The sequence below is a fragment of the Natrinema ejinorense genome (assembly GCF_002494345.1).
GTDB classification, from domain to species: domain Archaea; phylum Halobacteriota; class Halobacteria; order Halobacteriales; family Natrialbaceae; genus Natrinema; species Natrinema longum.
In genome coordinates, this window is record NZ_NXNI01000003.1 from 1 (window position 1) to 15,200 (window position 15,200).

The window sequence follows — 15,200 nt, forward strand, 5'->3', positions numbered from 1 at the left end:
ATGACAGATACTACAGAACTACAGCGATCAGTGATACAGGTCCTGCCACCATCGGTCCACGACGACTACGCACTGTCCGAACCGATGCGGGCTCTTGCGGAGGGGAAATATATCATCGTGCTCGAGGAAACAGCCGACGAGAAAGACGGGGCGATTGATCGACTCCGCTCACTTCTCGGGTTTACGACATTGTGTCCGCCACCGAACGTGTTACTCGAAGGCGGCACCGACGACCACGGCGAACCCATCCACGAGGGTGATATCCTCCGGGTTCAGGGCGAAGAAACGCACCTTGAGAACATCTACGACGCCGTCGACGCGACCGTGATGGCGCGGGAGGTAGAGGCGTGACCAACACCGACACCGCCGACTCGAGCGACGATCTCCCGATGCCTGTTGCGTTCCCATCGATTAGTCGCAACCCACGGCGAGCGATTCCGATTATCGTCGCGCTGCATGGTCCGTTGGACCTGATAACAGCCTACTGGATGATGAGCGTCCGCGGGCCGGGCGTCGAGTGGAACGCGATCGCGTCGACGGCCTTCGAAGCCGGGCCGCTCGCCTACGCTGCGTTCGGCGTCAGCGGCACCGTGTTGCTGGCGGCTGCACTCTGGTATGGCCGCGGACTATGGGAGGAACGCTGGATGCCGCCGATCGCCGAGATACTGATTCTCATTGGTCTGTTCGGACTCGTCGGAGGGAACACGCTCGCTGCACTGGGGGTGGCGTTCTGATGTTCGACGTACTTGAGCGCTGCGAGGTCGCCGTCGAACCCGACGCGACGGCAGCCCGAATCCGTGAGTATGCCCGCCAGAACCCAGACGTTCGAAAAGACGAGTACCGAAATCCCGACCACGATGGCACTGTCTACGGCGCGTGTTACGCGCTGAACGAAGCCTATTGGAACGCTGCGGGTGGGAAAAACGCCGACCTCGGGATCTACTGTCTGTCCTGGGCGGACATCTACGACCACGCGGGCGGCACGCACTGGTATCTCCGCGACGAGACGACCGGCCAGTGGATCGATCTGAGTATCGAACAGCCGTCGGAGGGGGCGACGATTCCCTACGAGCACGGCCGAAAGCGCGCCTGGATGTACGGCTACGACCCGGCCGATCGGACGAAACGGATTCTCGAGGCGCTGGAACTCGAGGTGAGTGAGTCGTGACCAAAGACGTCCTCATCTACTCGTCTCGAGACGATGTCGAGCACAAACTCGCAGAGAACGTCCCAGACCACCACGACTACGCATTCTGGACGGTCAGCGGGACGCCACGACAGACCGGTCCCGGCGCGTCAGTGCTGTTCACTGACGGCGATCGCGTCTACGCACGGGGGAGGATCATCGAATGCGCCGAGGGCGAGTTGCGTTTCGAGCCACTCGAGCACGTGAATGAACCACTTCCCTGTGAGTCCGTCGCGTATCAGGGGTTCAAGTACGTCGAACCGAGCGCCTGACCGACACTGACCACTACCAATGACACTCACAACAGCCGTTACCGACGGGTATCGACGCGCAACCGACCGATTCATCGAGACGGACTGGACCCATGCCGCGGGCGTGTTCTTCGCAACACAACTCGCAACCGCGGTCTGGATGCTGTACCTTCTCGTTACCTTCGAGAACAACGCCGGCACTCTGACCTACAACGAGATTAATTTGGGGTTCTCAAGCGGCCTTTCGAACGGTCTTATCGCCGCGCTCTTGATCGGTGCCATTCTCGCGCCGGTCACCTACGCGATTTGCTGGCTGGTCTCTCGGCGCTGGTCGGGCTTTCGTCCGCTCGCAACCACGCTCTGGGTGTTCAGCGGCCCCGTACTGATCTCTGTGGTTATCGTCCGGGCGATCCTCGACCGCGGCCTCGGGGAAACACTCGCCGAACTCCGTGGGGCACCGGGCGAGGTCGTCTTTGTCATGGCACTGTTCTTCGCGTCCGCCGCGTTGCTGGCCGTACTCGTCGGCGGCACCTACGCACTGGCAACGGGATCGGTCCGTCCCTCGAGACGCCAGCGCAGAGCGCTCCTTGTCGTTGTGCTCCTCGTTGTCGCCGTGCCGATCGGCGTTGGTGCGGCGTTCCCGATGAACGACGACACCAGCGAGTACGACCACGACTCGCACACCAACAGCGAGACAGACGCACTCGAGAACGCCGACACCGACACGGACGACGACCCACTGACCGACGAGGAACTGTATGGCGGCTCACTGACCAACCCCGAGACCTACGATAACGGCCACTACACGCCACGAATCGAGAACGCGACTGCGCTCCCGAACGAGAGCGACGACGTGGCGGTGCTCCCGGTCGCCGAGGCTGACCGTCCGGCAGCCAATGAATCGGCCTCCTACCCAATCGGGGCCGTCCACGCCGACGGCACGAACGTTTCGGTCTCGAATATCGAACTCGAGGTTGGCGGTGAGACGGTCGTTCCGAAAGCGCACTATCACATCACGATCGACGGCGTTGATGAATCGACGGCCTACCAGCTTGGGACTGGGTCCTACTGGGCGTACAACGAGACGACGGTCCGCGAGAGCGGCCATGCGTTTGCTGGCTCTGGTCCATACGCCGGGCTCGAGGGTGGCTTTTACGTCACGATGGAACAGACCGAATCCGCACACGTCTACTTTGATGTCGTGACCGAGGACGGGGAGATCCACCGCTACGTCGTGGAACTCGAGCGAACGGACGTCTAACCCCATGCTCGAGACCGTCGAGACGCTCACTTTCCTCGTCATCGTCGCCGTGATCGCTGCCGCCTCTGTCCGCGATCGGCTCTCGAGTGACAACCAGGACCCGATCGCCGACGTTCACGACCAGTTCGCCGCAGGCGAGATCGACGAACTGGAACTCGAGCGCCGTCTCGAGTTCCACGTCGACGACCGAAATGAGAAGATCCGCGCCGTCGTCGAAGACGTCAACGGCGTCGGCAAGGCAACCTCGAAGGCGATCGCCCGAGAGTTCGACTCACTTGATGCACTTCGAGCGGCCGACCAAGAGCGACTCGAGGACGTGCATGGCGTTGGCGAGAGGACAGCCGAGGCGGTGCTCGGGCGGGTACGTGAGTAGTACGTAGGCCCTATCTATCGGAACTGGTAGAACCACATCCACCATTCGTAGTTCCGCTCGAATTCGTACGAGCGTTCGTATGTCCAGTACTGCAGTTTTGATGCTTCCCGGCCACTCAGTTGGCCCGAATGGCTGTGAACACTCGCATCATGGCTCGGTTTTTGGTACTTGTGGTAATTCCGCGCCCGTTTCGCTTTCGACTTTTCTAAAAATTCGCGGTGATACCCGCATGAACTGCATGAACACGAGTACGTAGTTCTTGACGCTGGCATATTATTCACGCACCTCGTCGATACTCTCCGCGACGTTTTCGGCCTGGATATCGCTGTAGGCCTTGTGCGTCGTTTCGATCGACTCGTGGCGCAACGCCTGTTGTGCTAACTCTGAGTGGCCTTTTTCATACAACTCAGCGCCCAACGCCCGGCGTGCGCCGTGGGGTTGCAGATACTCCGCGTCGCCGTCGACGTCGATCCCGGCCTCCTCGGTCAGTTGTTTCAGGATCTGGCGGCCGGCCTCTTTGGTGATCGACGGCGGGGCGACTCGCTTTTCGCGACAGATCGCATCGATATCGCTGCCCGGCTCCGGTCGTTCTCCCGTGGCCGTCTCGACGGCGTCGTACTTGCTCGCAGCGTGATCCGTCGGGAACAGCGGCCACTCATCGGTCGGTGGCTCTTGGACGCGCTCGAGACGCGAGAGCGCGTCGTGAGCGGCTTCAGTTAGTCCGACGGGTTCGCGGTCGCGGGACTTGCCAAACACTTCGAGACGGCCACGCTCGAGGTCGATGTCCTCCCATTGGAGCCCCTCGCGGTCGGCGTCATTCCGGTCGCGAAAGAGTTCCGCGCCCCGAAGCCCGAGTTCGGCGAGCAAGACGACGATGGTGCGGTCGCGATAGGCTCGCTCGAGTGGAACATCGATCACCTCGTCACGGGCCATACGGACCCGTTCGTCGGCGTACTCGAGAAGCCGGTCGCGTTGGTCGGGCTCCCAGAACTGAGTTTCTGCACTGCCCGTGTCCTCGGGTAAAAATTCCTCGGCGCGTTCGGTCTGTGCCGGATTAGTGTCGAGCAGCTCGTCGCGAACACAGAACGAGAGGAACGCCCGGACGTAGGCGAAGTACGTGTTCGCCGTCGAGCCGGCGATCTCGCCGTCGCGGCGACGGTCGTTGAGCCACTCGCCGAAGGTCCGGCAGTCTCCCGAATCGAGATCGGCGACCGAGTCGACGCCTCGGCTCTCACAGAACGCGGCGAAGTCCTCGAGCACGGGTTTCATCGTCGCGCGGGAGCCGCCGGCCTCGAGTTTCTTCTCGAGGTAGCGTTCAACCGTGTCTTCGACGGTCTGGCCCTTGGGGTTGCGGTCTCGAGAGTTGCGCGTCTGGTTATTCGAAGTCATAATCCGTTGATTCTCCCAATAGGCCGCGGAGTATGTGAGTGATTAGTGGAAGCGTTAGAAGGCCACCGACCGCACCCAGTAGAGAGGGGATTGGTGATGGAATTGAGAATACAATCCCGGATGCAACGAGGGCTAACCCGAGGACTGCGACCGGAACTCGGTGCCTCAATGTCGCTATCCCCACTTTCACCGCCAAACCCCCGGAGTTTCCGTTTTGCATGAACCTCACTGTGGGGTACAGCATCGACCCTAGTAAAACTACTTGGTCAAACTGGTATTTAGACAAGTAAGTGGCGTATCGATTCTATCGGCTGTTTGTGGAGGTTTCGAGTGTTCTACCGGCAGATAGAGCAGTGCTAAATCATATAGCGCTATACAGAACCATCGTGGTTTTAGCTAGAAATGAACCTGGAGAAAAGAGCCGTCTCGAGAACGAACAGTACGGTTCATCCGGGGGTTTTTATCCAACGCCAAGCGACGAATCTGTGCTGTATGCCCGAAGTGACACGCGACTACTACCATCGGCCAGACTGTGATAACGACCTCATGCGGATGATCGGTCACAAAACAGAGACACGCCACGAATCGCCAGCGCAACTCGAGGAGAAGGGCTACGAACCATGCCCCGACTGCTATCCTGAGCGGGCAGACTGAAAGGCCCCGAGCGCCGCCTGCTCCGGCTCATTCCCGGCCTCACCACCTTCAAGTGCGGCCTTCCGCTCGGCGTGACACGACCGCACCCGATGCCCCGACGGGCGCTGGCACTTCCGACCGGCGCTGGCCCCACAGTAGGGACAGGGGACCTTGCGGGCCGCCTCATCCTGTTCGTCGTGTTCCCCGTCGATCGGACCGGAGGTTCCGTCGGCGAGGCCCTTCGCTCGCTCACGGACCCGGGCACGCCGCTGCGCTCGCGTGCCGGTGTATTCCTCCGGCGGCTCCCATGGGTCCACGGCGTACCAGCCGTTCGCACAGTCCTCGAGTCGCAGCCACTCCGATGGACTCGGCGCGTTCGCGTCGATGTTCACGAACTGGTCGGGCGTCGGGTGGGGACGCTCGTCGGCCTCCGCGAGCGAATCGTCACCACAGGCACACGCGACCACGAAATCGCCGTCGCCGGATTTCATCACCCGGACGTCGTCGCTCGGGATCGTGTGCGTTCTCCCCGACAGTCGACACTCGTAGGTGACGATCGGGCCGGCGGTCACGGCGATGTACCTCCAGTGAACGCCTCGAGTCCGGACTGGCGACCGCCGTCCTGATTGCGTCGTTCGCGGTCATCCTTCCATTTGAGCATTTCCTCTGTGAACGCGTGCTCGTCGTAATACCGATCTACCGCGTCGTCGACGTCGTCGACACCAAGCCCGGAGAGGATCTCTCGGGACTCCCATCCACGCAACGCCTCGAGCCACAGGTGATGGCCCCGCGAGTGGGGCTGTTTCTCGACGCCGACCATTACGGTCTCGACTTTCTCGGCGAACGTCTCTGGCGGGAGGTAGAAGATCGGTTCAATGAAGTGGTCGCGAAGCTCTTTCCGGAAGGGTTCGAACGCCGGCACGAGCAGCGCCGGGAGCGGAAGGATGAACAGCAGCGTCCCGCCCGGCTTCAACAATCGCATCGACTGCTCGAAAAACGGGACGAACATGTCGAATTGTCCCTGTGCGATCCGGAACCGCTCACGGTACTGGTCGCGTTTCGCCGCGTCGATGTCCTGGTAGCAGACGAACGGCGGATTCGCGAGTACCCAATCGAACTCCCCTTCGGGTGGATCGAGCAGAAAGTCGGCATGGTGGACATCGATCTCCGCGTCCGGATGGCCGGCTTCGAACTCGTCGACCAGCTCGGAGTTAGTCTCGACGGCGACGCACTCCGGCAGCGGATAGTCGAACTTCCGGGCCGTCGACCATCCGTCGCCGTTCGTACAGTAGCGATGAACGGCATCGTAGAGATTGCCCGTCCCGAGTCCCGGCAGCAGGAGTCGCCCGCGGCGATCGTCGTCGCCGACATGGCCGGGACGCTCAGCACCGAAGGCCGTCGACGCCGCGAGGTTGGCGACCGGTTCCGGCGTCGGGACGTAGCCGTTTGCGTCGCTCATGCCGACCACTCCGTGACGGTCGCCTGTTCGCTCTCTGGATCTCCGGGCTTGGGGTCGGGTGACCCGGTTTCCTCAGTTGCCTGCTCGAGCCGATCCAGATAGTGCCAGTAGCCGTTCTGGAATATCGTGGTGGTATCACAGCTATCGAAGCCAGTCTTGTAGGCCCACACGAGACCATCTTTCCCGCCGGGATTCCCGACGTGAGCCCGGAGGTCACGTTCGCGAGCCTCGGCAACGATCTGGTCGCCATGCGCCCGGAGCCACCGCTTCGACCCGCCGACGAACACGCCCTGACAGCCTTCGATCGCTTCGAACTGGTCGGCGATCGGCAGTCCCGGTTGAAGAACCCAGTAGCGCATGATCTCGCCAGCGCCGAGACACATCGGGCGGTCGTAGAGCCATTCCCGGTGCGTCTCGATCGTCGCTTTCGCGTCGCCGGGGACGTCGGGTAGTACCACGAAATCGGGCTCGGTCGGCATCTCGGTCAGTGCCTCCTCGAGCGTACTGACCCAGACGTCGCCGTCGAAGTGACCACCGTACGCGCCGTTGTCGAGAAAGTACGGCCCGTCGTGGGGCGTCATCTTTTGGGGCGTCCATCCGTAGCCGTGCGAGTGCGATGGCGCGTGCTCGCGGGCCTTCCGGAGGTTATCAGGGGACGCACCGGTGTAGTAGAGCCTCACGGCGACCACCCCTCGGGAATATCTACCCGAAGTTCCTCGAGCGAAAGTCGTGGAACCTCAGCATCGGTATAGACCTCGAATGGCGTTCCCATCTTCCGGATTCTGAAAAAGCCACACCGAGTCTCCGCATCGCCTTCGGGCGGCATACCAGCAATGCTGCCACCGTCGAAGACCTGTTCCTGGTAGTCGTAGTCCTCGCCGCCGACGCCGATCGACAGTGTCTCGTGGAGACTCGTCGTGAGCCCAACGACGCGTTCGTCGACGACCTCGCGAGCAGCCATGATGCACGCCTCGGCTGCGAATTTCAGATACCGGTCGTCAACGGCAATCGGAGTCGGTGGTTTCACCGATCCGATTTCCTCTCGAGCGGACAACCACACGCCAGACTCGAGATCGTGTTCGCTCGGCCAGCCGCGTTCGACCGTCTCTGGATCAATGACGATCGAAAATTTGCCCGGAGGAACGAGCGACTGCGAGTTGTAGCACCCGTCTGCAAACGACTCGAGACCGTGCCAGTAATCATGAATCCGATTGACGCGCCGAAGGTGACCGTCTTCGGGCGGGTTCAATTCGACGCCTTCGCGAATATTGTCGGTCGTCCCGTACTCGTCGGCGTACTCTCCGAGGTTGGCCTGTTGGCTCATTTCCGCTCACCACCATCGGCCCGTGCCGGCTCGAGCGCACGATCTTCGACGAGTTCCTGGTGGTCCTCGTAGCCGAGCCGATCGGCGACCTCGTCGAGCGCGTCGTACCCGCGCCGGAGGACGTCGAGCGGGTGTTCGTCACTGCTGTCAGGGATCGCCTGCGTCAGGTCGAACGCGTCTCGGAACGCCGTTTCCGAGTCGGGGACCTCCGATTCATCCAGTTGCAACGCGGCTTCGGTGACCGTCTGGAACGCGTCGCCGGATCCGATCCCGGGCGCTGCGGGTTCGCACGCCTGACAGAGCGTCATCTCCCGGTTGCCGAGGCGCTGGTCTAACTCCCGCTCGGTCGTCGAGCCGTGCCCCCAGAGAACGTAGTCCTCGTAGCTCTCTTTCTTCATGTTCCCGTTGCGGGCCGAATCGATCACGCGAGCCTCGAGCGACTGGATGTACGCCCACATGTACGGCCACTCGTCGTGGATCACGTCGAGTTCTAACCACCGGTCGGCGTAGGCCCCACAGAGACAGTCGCCGCTGTGAGAGAGTTCGTCGACGACCGCAGAGCGCGGGATACCCTGGTCGTCGATGTAGTCCCGCACGTCCGACGGCGTCCACGCAGCTAGCGGCGACGCATACAGGTGGCCGTCTTTAATCTCGAGTCCGTCGGCGTTGACCTTCTCGTATCGGGCCTCGCTTTCCTCGCGAGTCGCACCGGAGATCAACAGCGTCGTGCCGTCGAACTGTTGCAGGAGCGTTTGTAACGGCTTGTCCTTGTTGTTGACCCATTCCCACTTGTGGGCCGTTTCGTTCGCGCCGGGGAAGCCGTAGGTTTCGATCCGTGTGGCGTATTCGTCCTCGTCACGCCGGACGTCTGCCACATGCAACTCGAGTCCGAGATCGTCGGCGAACGCCTCGACGTACTCGGTCGTCTCTCGCAGCCCGATCGACGTATCGATGTGGATGATCCCATCCAGCGCGAACGGCGCGTTGTGGTAGGTGTAGTAGGCCGCAGCGACCGAGTCGTAGCCGCCACTGACCAGCGCAAAGGCCTGGTCCCAGTCTCGAGACTGCGCGTCATGCAGGATTTCATCGGGATCGTTGGTCTCGGGTGTGTCCGCCTCGAGCGAGCCCCACGACTCGGGGGCGTCGTCAGTCCGATCGCCGAGTGACGGTTCCGACGGCCCACTACCGGGGACCGGCGTTGCCGGCTCGGTATCCCCAGCGTCGGCACACGGCGCGGTACGACCGCACGGACAACGGAAACAGTCGGATGGATCGCAGGTCACGCCGACCACCTCTCGAGGGCGGCTTGCCCACTCGCGTCGGTGTCGATCGCGCCGTCGGCGTGCTCACGTGCCCACTGTCGAGCCATCGTAATCGCAACCTCGAGCCCACACTCGCTAGGCGTTTCGACCACAGGCATGACCTCGGGATGCTTCGAACCCGGCCCGTGGGCGTGGGTCCAGGGTGCGAGTGCGACCGTTGCGTTCCCGCTGCCGTTCCACACGTGGATATAGAGGTACGGCGCGTTCTCGGGCGTCAGCTTCTCGAGGTCGTCGCCACGGCCGCGTAGGGGACACTCATCGACGTCGTCGCGGGCGTAGTAGACGATCGTCTCTCGGTCGCCGTGGAAATACCGCTCGAGGTCGTAGCCCGCGGGCATGTCGAACACGGCCTCACAGACTTCGGGATGGGACCACTCCTCAGGAGCGGTCGTTTCCATCCACACGACGGCCTTCTCGACGCCCTCACAGACGGCCGCGCGTTTCGCGTCGGTGTAGGCCGCGCCCGTCACGTCGCCGGTGTCGTACTCGAGTCGGAACAGGTTCTCGGCGGCCCCCGCGCGGGTGTCGATCACCTTCGCGTAGGTCTCGTCGACGAACTCGTGGACGGCGACACACGCCCGGTCGTCGGCGTCGGCCCAGACGTGTGCGTTCCGCGTCGCGTCGGGATCGTAGTGCCAGCCGTTGACTGAGTTGCACAGCTCGTAGCCGTCGGGAAGTGGCGGTTTCGCTGGCATCGGTTTACCCCTCCGAGACGACCTCGCCGATTTCGTCGACGCTCGAGACGTTTTCGGGCCAGTTGAGTTCGTCGTTGCACCAGGACATCCCGCGACCGACGCCGGTCACGAACTCGGACGTCTGCCACGGTGTGAGGACGTCGGCCGGCAGCCGCTCGAAATGAGGCACGAGCGCGCCGACGTAGGTCTCGCTCCCGATAAGCACGACCGCGTCGAAGTCCCCCTCCGCGAGTACGTCCCGGAGATCATCGGCCACGTCCCGGCCCCATGCCCGGACCCGCGTGTCGGTCATGTTGTCGAGCGTGCGGTCGTACTCGGCGATCTCCGTCCGATGGTGGACCAATCCGTACTCGGCGGACATGATGTAGTAGCCGTCCGAGTGCCGCCCGTAGCGATCCTTACAGGTGTGAACCGAACTCGAGTAGAGTTCGCGAGCGGGGACCGTCTCGCCGGCGTCGAGATCCTGCTTGCTCTCGCCACAGGAGACGACGGTACACACGCGGGGCCGGTTCATCGTTCACCTCGAGCGCGGACGGCGTCTTTCCGCGGTGCATCGGCGTAACCGGCGACATGCTCACAACACCACTCACGGGCGGCCTCGATCGAGTCGAAGACGTCGCTGTCGCGGCACGATCCGATCCGGCTCACCGAGTCGACGTGCTCGCCGGCGTGGAACTGCCGAAGCGTCTCGATGTAGGCGTAGTGGCGAATCACGACGTACTTGCCGTCGATCGCCTCGCCGGGCCGGTGGGGGTGGACCTGAACGCTCGAGAGGACACGGTCGTCCGCGTCGTCGAAGTCGGCGAACGTGATCTCACCGGGAAGGCTGTAGCATTCGCGGCCGTCTCGCGGATCGTACCAGATCGTTTCTGGTTCGTCATGTCCGGCGTATCGGGTGTGCGCTCGGTGGGTGTGGTTCTCGAGCGTAACGCCGATCTCCGGCGCGTCGGTGCCGGTCAGGTCGGACGTCGTCTCGAGGGTGGACTGGTCGGCGTTCATCGGCTGTCCTCCGTGAGCCGCCAGCGTGGGCGCTCGCGAAGCTTCACCGTCGACTTGACGACCGTCGCGCCGAAGTCAGGTGCTCGCGGGTGGTCGTTGCCGTGGGTGACGGTCAGCGTCACGATGCCGCCCGAGACGTCGTCGACGAGCGCGGTAAAGCGCGGGTGGTCGTCCCACAGGGCGTCACTATGGGGATCGGCCACGGCGTCAGGGTCGGCCCGCGCTTCGTTGCATCGCCACGTCTGTCCGCGTTCAATCTCGAGTCTGTCTGTCGCAGTCTGTCGTTGCATTGGGGAACACCGGGCGTTTGCCCGTATCGTAGCATAGTTACGATACGTCATAAAAATACCGGAGACCAGCGGGTAGGCGACTCGAGTAACGCGAAAAGAACGAAATCGGCAGGCTATGGTTAGTCGTCGAACGCGAGCGTTTCCGAGTTACAGAGGAAACAGCCGCATTTCTCGAGTGGGATTTCACCCGCGCTCGTCGCGACGCCGTCCTCGTCGATCGCCTGTTTCACACGCTGTGCTCGCTCGACGATCGCCGCGAAGCGGTCCGGGTCAAACTCGAAGTAGCCGTTCTCGGGGTAGGTGCGAACCTCCATGTCCTTTTTCGAGACGTAGACGACTTGGCCGTAGTCCGCGCCGGTCGCAGCCATGTAGACGTGAATCTGGTCGAGATGCCGGTCGTTCGGCGGGTTGAAGTTGTACCAGCCGCCGCGGGACTTGAAGTCCGTGACCGCGTTTCGGTCCGAGTCGTAGCAGTCGGTGTGGCCGACGAAGCGGACGCCGTCGGTTTCGTACTCGACCGGCTTCTCAAATTCGGCGTCGGCGAGCTGTGGGCCAACGTGCTCCTCGATGAACTCGTGGATCAGCGTCCCGGTCTGGAACGTGCCGAGAATGTCGCTGTGGTCCTTGAGTCCGAGTTTGCCGAGATACGCCTGTCGCTCACACGCGGCGATCTGGGATGGGTGGAAGGTCACGGCGTCGCGTTCGACATGGCTTTCGTCGTCGTTTGCATCCTCGAGCGCGGTTTGCAGTCGCGTCTCGAAGTCAATCGGTTCGGGTTCGGTCGTCGTCATAGGTTCCTGAGTCGTCATTGGGGAACACCGGGCCAGTCTCACTGGCCCTAATCGTAGCATAGTTACGGTTAATCATAAAACTACCGGAACGACACTGTTGGCACTCCGAAAGTAGTGAAATCGGCGGCGTCGAGATACCCGGTGTTCCCCAACAACGAGTGTATGCGACGCCGCCGGTCAACCCTCTGCGACGACGGGTGAAAAAGCCCGCGTTCGATCCCCGTAATTCAAATACCCACTCGAGCAGTCGAAATCGATCGCCGTCGTGCGGTTTGATCGGTATCTTTATTATGTATCGTAACTATGTTACGGTTGGGTAGTAGAGAACTACCCGGTGTTCCCCAGATGCACGGCAAACCATCGAATCTGACCGCTGAATCGTACAACGAACAAATCGAAAAACTCGTCGCGCTGAAATCAGCGCTGGCGAGCGCGACGTGTGTTGAATCGTTCGATGTGAACGTCGGTGAAAACGGCCGCATTCGCGGGCGTGTCTCGCTGCGTCACTCCGAGCCGTTCTACCAGTTCAACGAAATCGTTCTCGACCACCCGGTCAGTATGGCCGGCGTCTACAGCGAGGACCGCGTCGAGGATACTCCCGACGGTAGCAAGCGCGAGGTTGCCGAAATCCGCGTTCTCGTCGTCGAGGAGTAAGCGAACCGCCACCTGATTTTTTCGCGCCGGCTCGAGACAGTCAGCGACAGCTATTTATAGGGCGTCGTAGCTATGCTACGGTACGGGCAAACGCCCGGTGTTCCCCATGCAAGCATTAGCCGTGAACGAACTACAGTCGCGCTTCGAATGTGTTGCACAGCAAACGGCCCGGTATGAGGACGGGTCAGTCAGCGTCTCGGTCAAACGCGCCCTTGACGTACTCGGTCAGACCGGCGTCGCACAGGCGATCCGATTCGCCGAAACCGACGACGTCTTTCTCGTCGGCGAGCTGGTCGGCAGCGAACTCGACGGGCGGAAGAATCCGATGGGGCGGAATATCAAAGACCCCGGCCACGACTACCGCGTCATGATCCCACCCGCGGCGTTCGACCACCTCGAGATTGACAAAGAGCAAGTCCAAGCTGGCGAGGCCGATCTCGACGTGTGGGTGTGTACCGACCCGGAGATCGACGAGTCGGTGATTGCAATTAGTCCGCACATCCGACAGACCTTCATGGTCGACCTCGAGCCGCTACTGGGTGAAGACGAATGAGTCTAAGAGGGCGATCCAGACAATTAGCACAAAAACGATTCTGGAAAGAGTACGATCCAGACGAGTACCAGTGTCCCGACTGCAACCGGACGCTCGATGCGATTCCGTCTGACTCTTTCGAGGTTCACCACAAGAACGGTGACGCATTTAACAACTCGATGGAGAATTTGGTCGGCCTTTGTCCGCTATGCCACAATATTCGCGAAGGGAAGCGTCCCGGTATTGATTCTGTCAAAGCCCTCCGGAACGTTGTGTTTGCCGCCCGCGACAGTGGGCCAGTAGATCAAGAAGACCGTTCAAATACAAAGGGTGATGCTATCCAGCCGGCCAGCGATAGATCGGATACATCGGTCAACTCGGGGCACCAACAGGGGCCATCGTTTGAACGGGTGACAGTAGTAACGACACGCGATCAAAAGGGCTCCATCGTGATTCCGGTCGAGCCCGCAGTGAATCAGTCGGGGAATGCCGGCGGCGACGGGATCCGGTTCGCTCGCAGCGACGAGTTCGTGCTAACCGGCGAGGTCGTCGACGAGAAGCCTGACGGCCGAAAGCACAAACTCGCGCGAGCGATCAATCGCTTCGGTGCCGGCGGAACCAAATCGGTCGCGATACCGACCGATGGTCTCGAGCACTTAGGAGTCGGTCGGGATGCGGCCGGCGACGGTGTCGATCTCGAGCTGTGGGTGTGCGCTGACCCCGATGAGGACCGACACCTGATTGCTGTGACGCCAGTGATTCAGCGCGAGATGCAGTTTACGACCCCAGAGCGTGGTTCCGAATGACCGACCCACGCTCAGCCGCCGACCGGCTCGAGGGATTCGCTGCCGAAGCGAATAGTCTCGAGAACGCCGACGCAACGCGCTATGACAGCGAGGTTGCGGTCTCGGTTGTCGGTGACGAGTCAGATCTCGTCGCCGACCTCGAGCCGATTTTCGAGACGGCTGTTCGGTATGGGATGGTCCCCTTCGACGGGAGCGCCGGGTCGAACGTGGCCGATCTCCATTTCAAACCCGCGGACGTAGTCCTCGGGGACGGTGATTCCGAATGAGTCCGCGTGTCGATCTCGCCCAGGAGCAGGTCGATCGGACGTCCCTTCGACTGCAGGAGTGTGGGGTCCACGACGTCGCGGTCCTCGAGACGCTGGCCGATCTTCCCGATCTCGAGTACGGGAGTGGCGAGTTGCCCGACGAGGTCGCAATCATCTGCCGAAAGTGTGACGACGAGATCGGCGACGGCGAAATGATGGGGACGCACTACGGATCGATCTATCACGATGGGTGCGTGCCGGACGTCTCTGAGGGACCGCTCCCGCTCGCGCAGTATCTGGCAGGCGTCACGGACGGGACTCGCGGACCGGAGGCCACCCGATGAGTGACAGCGTCCACGTCGGACCGATCGTCTTCGCCGACGCGATCGCCCGCGGACAGCTCGTCGAGCACGGCGAGGTCGTCACGTTCCGGACCGACGATCGCACGACCGGCGATACCTGGTGGCGCGAATCGCGACTCGGAGAGAAACGGGGCGACTGTCGCGTTGAACACATCGACGCCGTCGATCCCAGCGACGACTCGGCGCTCGAGCCCTACCGCGAACTCTCGGGCTTCGACACGGTCGGCAACTGGCAAGACGCGATCCGGGAGTTGAACGGCGCGATGGACGATGGATACCTGTATCGGGTGACGACCGATGAGTGAAACGATGATCCAGCCCCTCGAGATGCACCCGCTTCCGACCGATTACGAGACCGCCCGCGACGTTTTCTCGGATCATCCCTCGTTCGACGATCGTGAGGGTGTCCCCCATCCCGACGTGCTACGGTCGACGTACATGACCGTCCTCGCGGAGACACACGCGTGGCGCGTGTTCCGCGTGGATCTCTACGGGTTCGGTGGCTGGGTGTTCGTCTGGAACCACCAACGCGGCGATGGGTTCCGCATCCCAAACGACGAGGGGCAATTCGAGATGTTGGCCGAAGCGTTAGCACAGACGCTCGAAGACTGATCGGTTCGTTTTACTT

At 61.9% G+C, this 15,200-nt stretch carries 24 protein-coding genes; 13 read left to right on the forward strand and 11 right to left on the reverse strand.

What is annotated here, in order from left to right:
* The 6 genes from CP557_RS21495 to CP557_RS21520 form a co-directional block, all read left to right on the forward strand.
* The coding region (locus CP557_RS21495) for a DUF7526 family protein (protein ID WP_097382076.1) at positions 1-351 on the forward strand (351 nt) is incomplete at its 5' end.
* The gene (locus CP557_RS21500; protein ID WP_097382077.1) at positions 348-734 is read left to right on the forward strand and encodes a hypothetical protein; all 387 of its coding nucleotides are present in this window, start codon (positions 348-350) and stop codon (positions 732-734) included. The genes CP557_RS21495 and CP557_RS21500, both read left to right, overlap by 4 nt.
* Entirely contained in the window at positions 734-1,168 is a 435-nt protein-coding gene (locus tag CP557_RS21505; protein WP_097382078.1) for a hypothetical protein, read from the forward strand. The genes CP557_RS21500 and CP557_RS21505 overlap by 1 nt, the downstream gene beginning before the upstream one ends.
* A complete protein-coding gene (locus CP557_RS21510) occupies positions 1,165-1,458 on the forward strand; it encodes a hypothetical protein (RefSeq protein WP_097382079.1) in 294 nt (97 codons plus the stop codon). Before CP557_RS21505 ends, CP557_RS21510 begins: the two co-directional genes overlap by 4 nt.
* A gap of 19 nt (positions 1,459-1,477) precedes the next feature.
* A complete protein-coding gene (locus CP557_RS21515) occupies positions 1,478-2,698 on the forward strand; it encodes a hypothetical protein (RefSeq protein ID WP_097382080.1) in 1,221 nt (406 codons plus the stop codon).
* A gap of 4 nt (positions 2,699-2,702) precedes the next feature.
* Positions 2,703-3,071 carry a helix-hairpin-helix domain-containing protein gene (locus CP557_RS21520; protein WP_097382081.1) on the forward strand — a complete coding sequence of 123 codons (369 nt, stop codon included), beginning with the start codon at positions 2,703-2,705 and terminating at the stop codon, positions 3,069-3,071.
* Between the two features lie 273 nt (positions 3,072-3,344).
* Here CP557_RS21520 and CP557_RS21530 read toward each other — a convergent pair whose 3' ends face one another.
* From CP557_RS21530 to CP557_RS21580, 11 genes are all read right to left on the reverse strand, one after another.
* Positions 3,345-4,460: a tyrosine-type recombinase/integrase gene (locus CP557_RS21530; protein WP_097382083.1), complete on the reverse strand. Its 1,116-nt coding sequence runs from the start codon at positions 4,458-4,460 to the stop codon at positions 3,345-3,347.
* Positions 4,461-5,092: 632 nt separating this feature from the next.
* Positions 5,093-5,665: a zinc finger domain-containing protein gene (locus CP557_RS21535; protein WP_097382084.1), complete on the reverse strand. Its 573-nt coding sequence runs from the start codon at positions 5,663-5,665 to the stop codon at positions 5,093-5,095.
* Positions 5,662-6,552, reverse strand: coding sequence for an Eco57I restriction-modification methylase domain-containing protein (locus CP557_RS21540; RefSeq protein ID WP_097382085.1), 891 nt, complete (start codon positions 6,550-6,552; stop codon positions 5,662-5,664). The genes CP557_RS21535 and CP557_RS21540 overlap by 4 nt, the downstream gene beginning before the upstream one ends.
* The gene (locus CP557_RS21545; RefSeq protein ID WP_245853151.1) at positions 6,549-7,232 is read right to left on the reverse strand and encodes a hypothetical protein; all 684 of its coding nucleotides are present in this window, start codon (positions 7,230-7,232) and stop codon (positions 6,549-6,551) included. Before CP557_RS21545 ends, CP557_RS21540 begins: the two co-directional genes overlap by 4 nt.
* Complete coding sequence (locus CP557_RS21550; RefSeq protein ID WP_097382087.1) at positions 7,229-7,876, reverse strand: hypothetical protein; 648 nt, start codon at positions 7,874-7,876, stop codon at positions 7,229-7,231. Before CP557_RS21550 ends, CP557_RS21545 begins: the two co-directional genes overlap by 4 nt.
* Positions 7,873-9,159, reverse strand: coding sequence for a phosphoadenosine phosphosulfate reductase family protein (locus CP557_RS21555; RefSeq protein ID WP_169924435.1), 1,287 nt, complete (start codon positions 9,157-9,159; stop codon positions 7,873-7,875). Before CP557_RS21555 ends, CP557_RS21550 begins: the two co-directional genes overlap by 4 nt.
* The gene (locus tag CP557_RS21560) at positions 9,156-9,893 is read right to left on the reverse strand and encodes a hypothetical protein (RefSeq protein WP_097382089.1); all 738 of its coding nucleotides are present in this window, start codon (positions 9,891-9,893) and stop codon (positions 9,156-9,158) included. Before CP557_RS21560 ends, CP557_RS21555 begins: the two co-directional genes overlap by 4 nt.
* A 4-nt stretch (positions 9,894-9,897) precedes the next feature.
* A complete protein-coding gene (locus CP557_RS21565; protein WP_097382090.1) occupies positions 9,898-10,407 on the reverse strand; it encodes a DUF6884 domain-containing protein in 510 nt (169 codons plus the stop codon).
* Entirely contained in the window at positions 10,404-10,892 is a 489-nt protein-coding gene (locus CP557_RS21570; protein ID WP_097382091.1) for a hypothetical protein, read from the reverse strand. The genes CP557_RS21565 and CP557_RS21570 overlap by 4 nt, the downstream gene beginning before the upstream one ends.
* Positions 10,889-11,182, reverse strand: coding sequence for an SNF2/RAD54 family helicase (locus CP557_RS21575; RefSeq protein ID WP_097382092.1), 294 nt, complete (start codon positions 11,180-11,182; stop codon positions 10,889-10,891). Before CP557_RS21575 ends, CP557_RS21570 begins: the two co-directional genes overlap by 4 nt.
* A 119-nt stretch (positions 11,183-11,301) precedes the next feature.
* Positions 11,302-11,991 carry a PD-(D/E)XK nuclease family protein gene (locus tag CP557_RS21580; protein WP_245853153.1) on the reverse strand — a complete coding sequence of 230 codons (690 nt, stop codon included), beginning with the start codon at positions 11,989-11,991 and terminating at the stop codon, positions 11,302-11,304.
* A 327-nt stretch (positions 11,992-12,318) separates the two neighbouring features.
* Between CP557_RS21580 and CP557_RS21585 the strand changes: the two genes are divergently transcribed.
* The 7 genes from CP557_RS21585 to CP557_RS22745 all read left to right on the forward strand — a co-directional run bounded on the left by CP557_RS21585 (position 12,319) and on the right by CP557_RS22745 (position 15,184).
* Entirely contained in the window at positions 12,319-12,627 is a 309-nt protein-coding gene (locus CP557_RS21585; protein WP_097382094.1) for a hypothetical protein, read from the forward strand.
* A 106-nt stretch (positions 12,628-12,733) separates the two neighbouring features.
* Positions 12,734-13,180: a hypothetical protein gene (locus CP557_RS21590; protein WP_169924436.1), complete on the forward strand. Its 447-nt coding sequence runs from the start codon at positions 12,734-12,736 to the stop codon at positions 13,178-13,180.
* Positions 13,177-13,965, forward strand: a complete 789-nt coding sequence (locus tag CP557_RS22330; RefSeq protein ID WP_143825116.1) for an HNH endonuclease signature motif containing protein — start codon at positions 13,177-13,179, stop codon at positions 13,963-13,965. Before CP557_RS21590 ends, CP557_RS22330 begins: the two co-directional genes overlap by 4 nt.
* Positions 13,962-14,231, forward strand: coding sequence for a hypothetical protein (locus CP557_RS21600; protein ID WP_097382096.1), 270 nt, complete (start codon positions 13,962-13,964; stop codon positions 14,229-14,231). Before CP557_RS22330 ends, CP557_RS21600 begins: the two co-directional genes overlap by 4 nt.
* Positions 14,228-14,554, forward strand: a complete 327-nt coding sequence (locus CP557_RS21605; RefSeq protein ID WP_097382097.1) for a hypothetical protein — start codon at positions 14,228-14,230, stop codon at positions 14,552-14,554. The genes CP557_RS21600 and CP557_RS21605 overlap by 4 nt, the downstream gene beginning before the upstream one ends.
* Entirely contained in the window at positions 14,551-14,877 is a 327-nt protein-coding gene (locus tag CP557_RS21610; protein WP_097382098.1) for a hypothetical protein, read from the forward strand. The genes CP557_RS21605 and CP557_RS21610 overlap by 4 nt, the downstream gene beginning before the upstream one ends.
* Positions 14,870-15,184 carry a hypothetical protein gene (locus tag CP557_RS22745; protein ID WP_169924437.1) on the forward strand — a complete coding sequence of 105 codons (315 nt, stop codon included), beginning with the start codon at positions 14,870-14,872 and terminating at the stop codon, positions 15,182-15,184. The genes CP557_RS21610 and CP557_RS22745 overlap by 8 nt, the downstream gene beginning before the upstream one ends.
* The last annotated feature ends 16 nt before the right edge of the window (positions 15,185-15,200 follow it).

Excerpts from the sequence above, each read along its gene's own strand:
- CP557_RS21565 (WP_097382090.1), bottom strand. The coding sequence starts at position 10,407 with ATGAACCGGCCCCGCGTGTGTACCGTCGTCTCCTGTGGCGAGAGCAAG.
- CP557_RS22330 (WP_143825116.1), top strand. The coding sequence starts at position 13,177 with ATGAGTCTAAGAGGGCGATCCAGACAATTAGCACAAAAACGATTCTGG.
- CP557_RS21575 (WP_097382092.1), bottom strand. The coding sequence starts at position 11,182 with ATGCAACGACAGACTGCGACAGACAGACTCGAGATTGAACGCGGACAG.
- CP557_RS21530 (WP_097382083.1), bottom strand. The coding sequence starts at position 4,460 with ATGACTTCGAATAACCAGACGCGCAACTCTCGAGACCGCAACCCCAAG.
- CP557_RS21550 (WP_097382087.1), bottom strand. The coding sequence starts at position 7,876 with ATGAGCCAACAGGCCAACCTCGGAGAGTACGCCGACGAGTACGGGACG.
- CP557_RS21570 (WP_097382091.1), bottom strand. The coding sequence starts at position 10,892 with ATGAACGCCGACCAGTCCACCCTCGAGACGACGTCCGACCTGACCGGC.
- CP557_RS21560 (WP_097382089.1), bottom strand. The coding sequence starts at position 9,893 with ATGCCAGCGAAACCGCCACTTCCCGACGGCTACGAGCTGTGCAACTCA.
- CP557_RS21580 (WP_245853153.1), bottom strand. The coding sequence starts at position 11,991 with ATGACGACTCAGGAACCTATGACGACGACCGAACCCGAACCGATTGAC.
- CP557_RS21520 (WP_097382081.1), top strand. The coding sequence starts at position 2,703 with ATGCTCGAGACCGTCGAGACGCTCACTTTCCTCGTCATCGTCGCCGTG.
- CP557_RS21515 (WP_097382080.1), top strand. The coding sequence starts at position 1,478 with ATGACACTCACAACAGCCGTTACCGACGGGTATCGACGCGCAACCGAC.
- CP557_RS21585 (WP_097382094.1), top strand. The coding sequence starts at position 12,319 with ATGCACGGCAAACCATCGAATCTGACCGCTGAATCGTACAACGAACAA.
- CP557_RS21600 (WP_097382096.1), top strand. The coding sequence starts at position 13,962 with ATGACCGACCCACGCTCAGCCGCCGACCGGCTCGAGGGATTCGCTGCC.
- CP557_RS21610 (WP_097382098.1), top strand. The coding sequence starts at position 14,551 with ATGAGTGACAGCGTCCACGTCGGACCGATCGTCTTCGCCGACGCGATC.
- CP557_RS21540 (WP_097382085.1), bottom strand. The coding sequence starts at position 6,552 with ATGAGCGACGCAAACGGCTACGTCCCGACGCCGGAACCGGTCGCCAAC.
- CP557_RS21505 (WP_097382078.1), top strand. The coding sequence starts at position 734 with ATGTTCGACGTACTTGAGCGCTGCGAGGTCGCCGTCGAACCCGACGCG.
- CP557_RS21605 (WP_097382097.1), top strand. The coding sequence starts at position 14,228 with ATGAGTCCGCGTGTCGATCTCGCCCAGGAGCAGGTCGATCGGACGTCC.
- CP557_RS21590 (WP_169924436.1), top strand. The coding sequence starts at position 12,734 with ATGCAAGCATTAGCCGTGAACGAACTACAGTCGCGCTTCGAATGTGTT.
- CP557_RS22745 (WP_169924437.1), top strand. The coding sequence starts at position 14,870 with ATGAGTGAAACGATGATCCAGCCCCTCGAGATGCACCCGCTTCCGACC.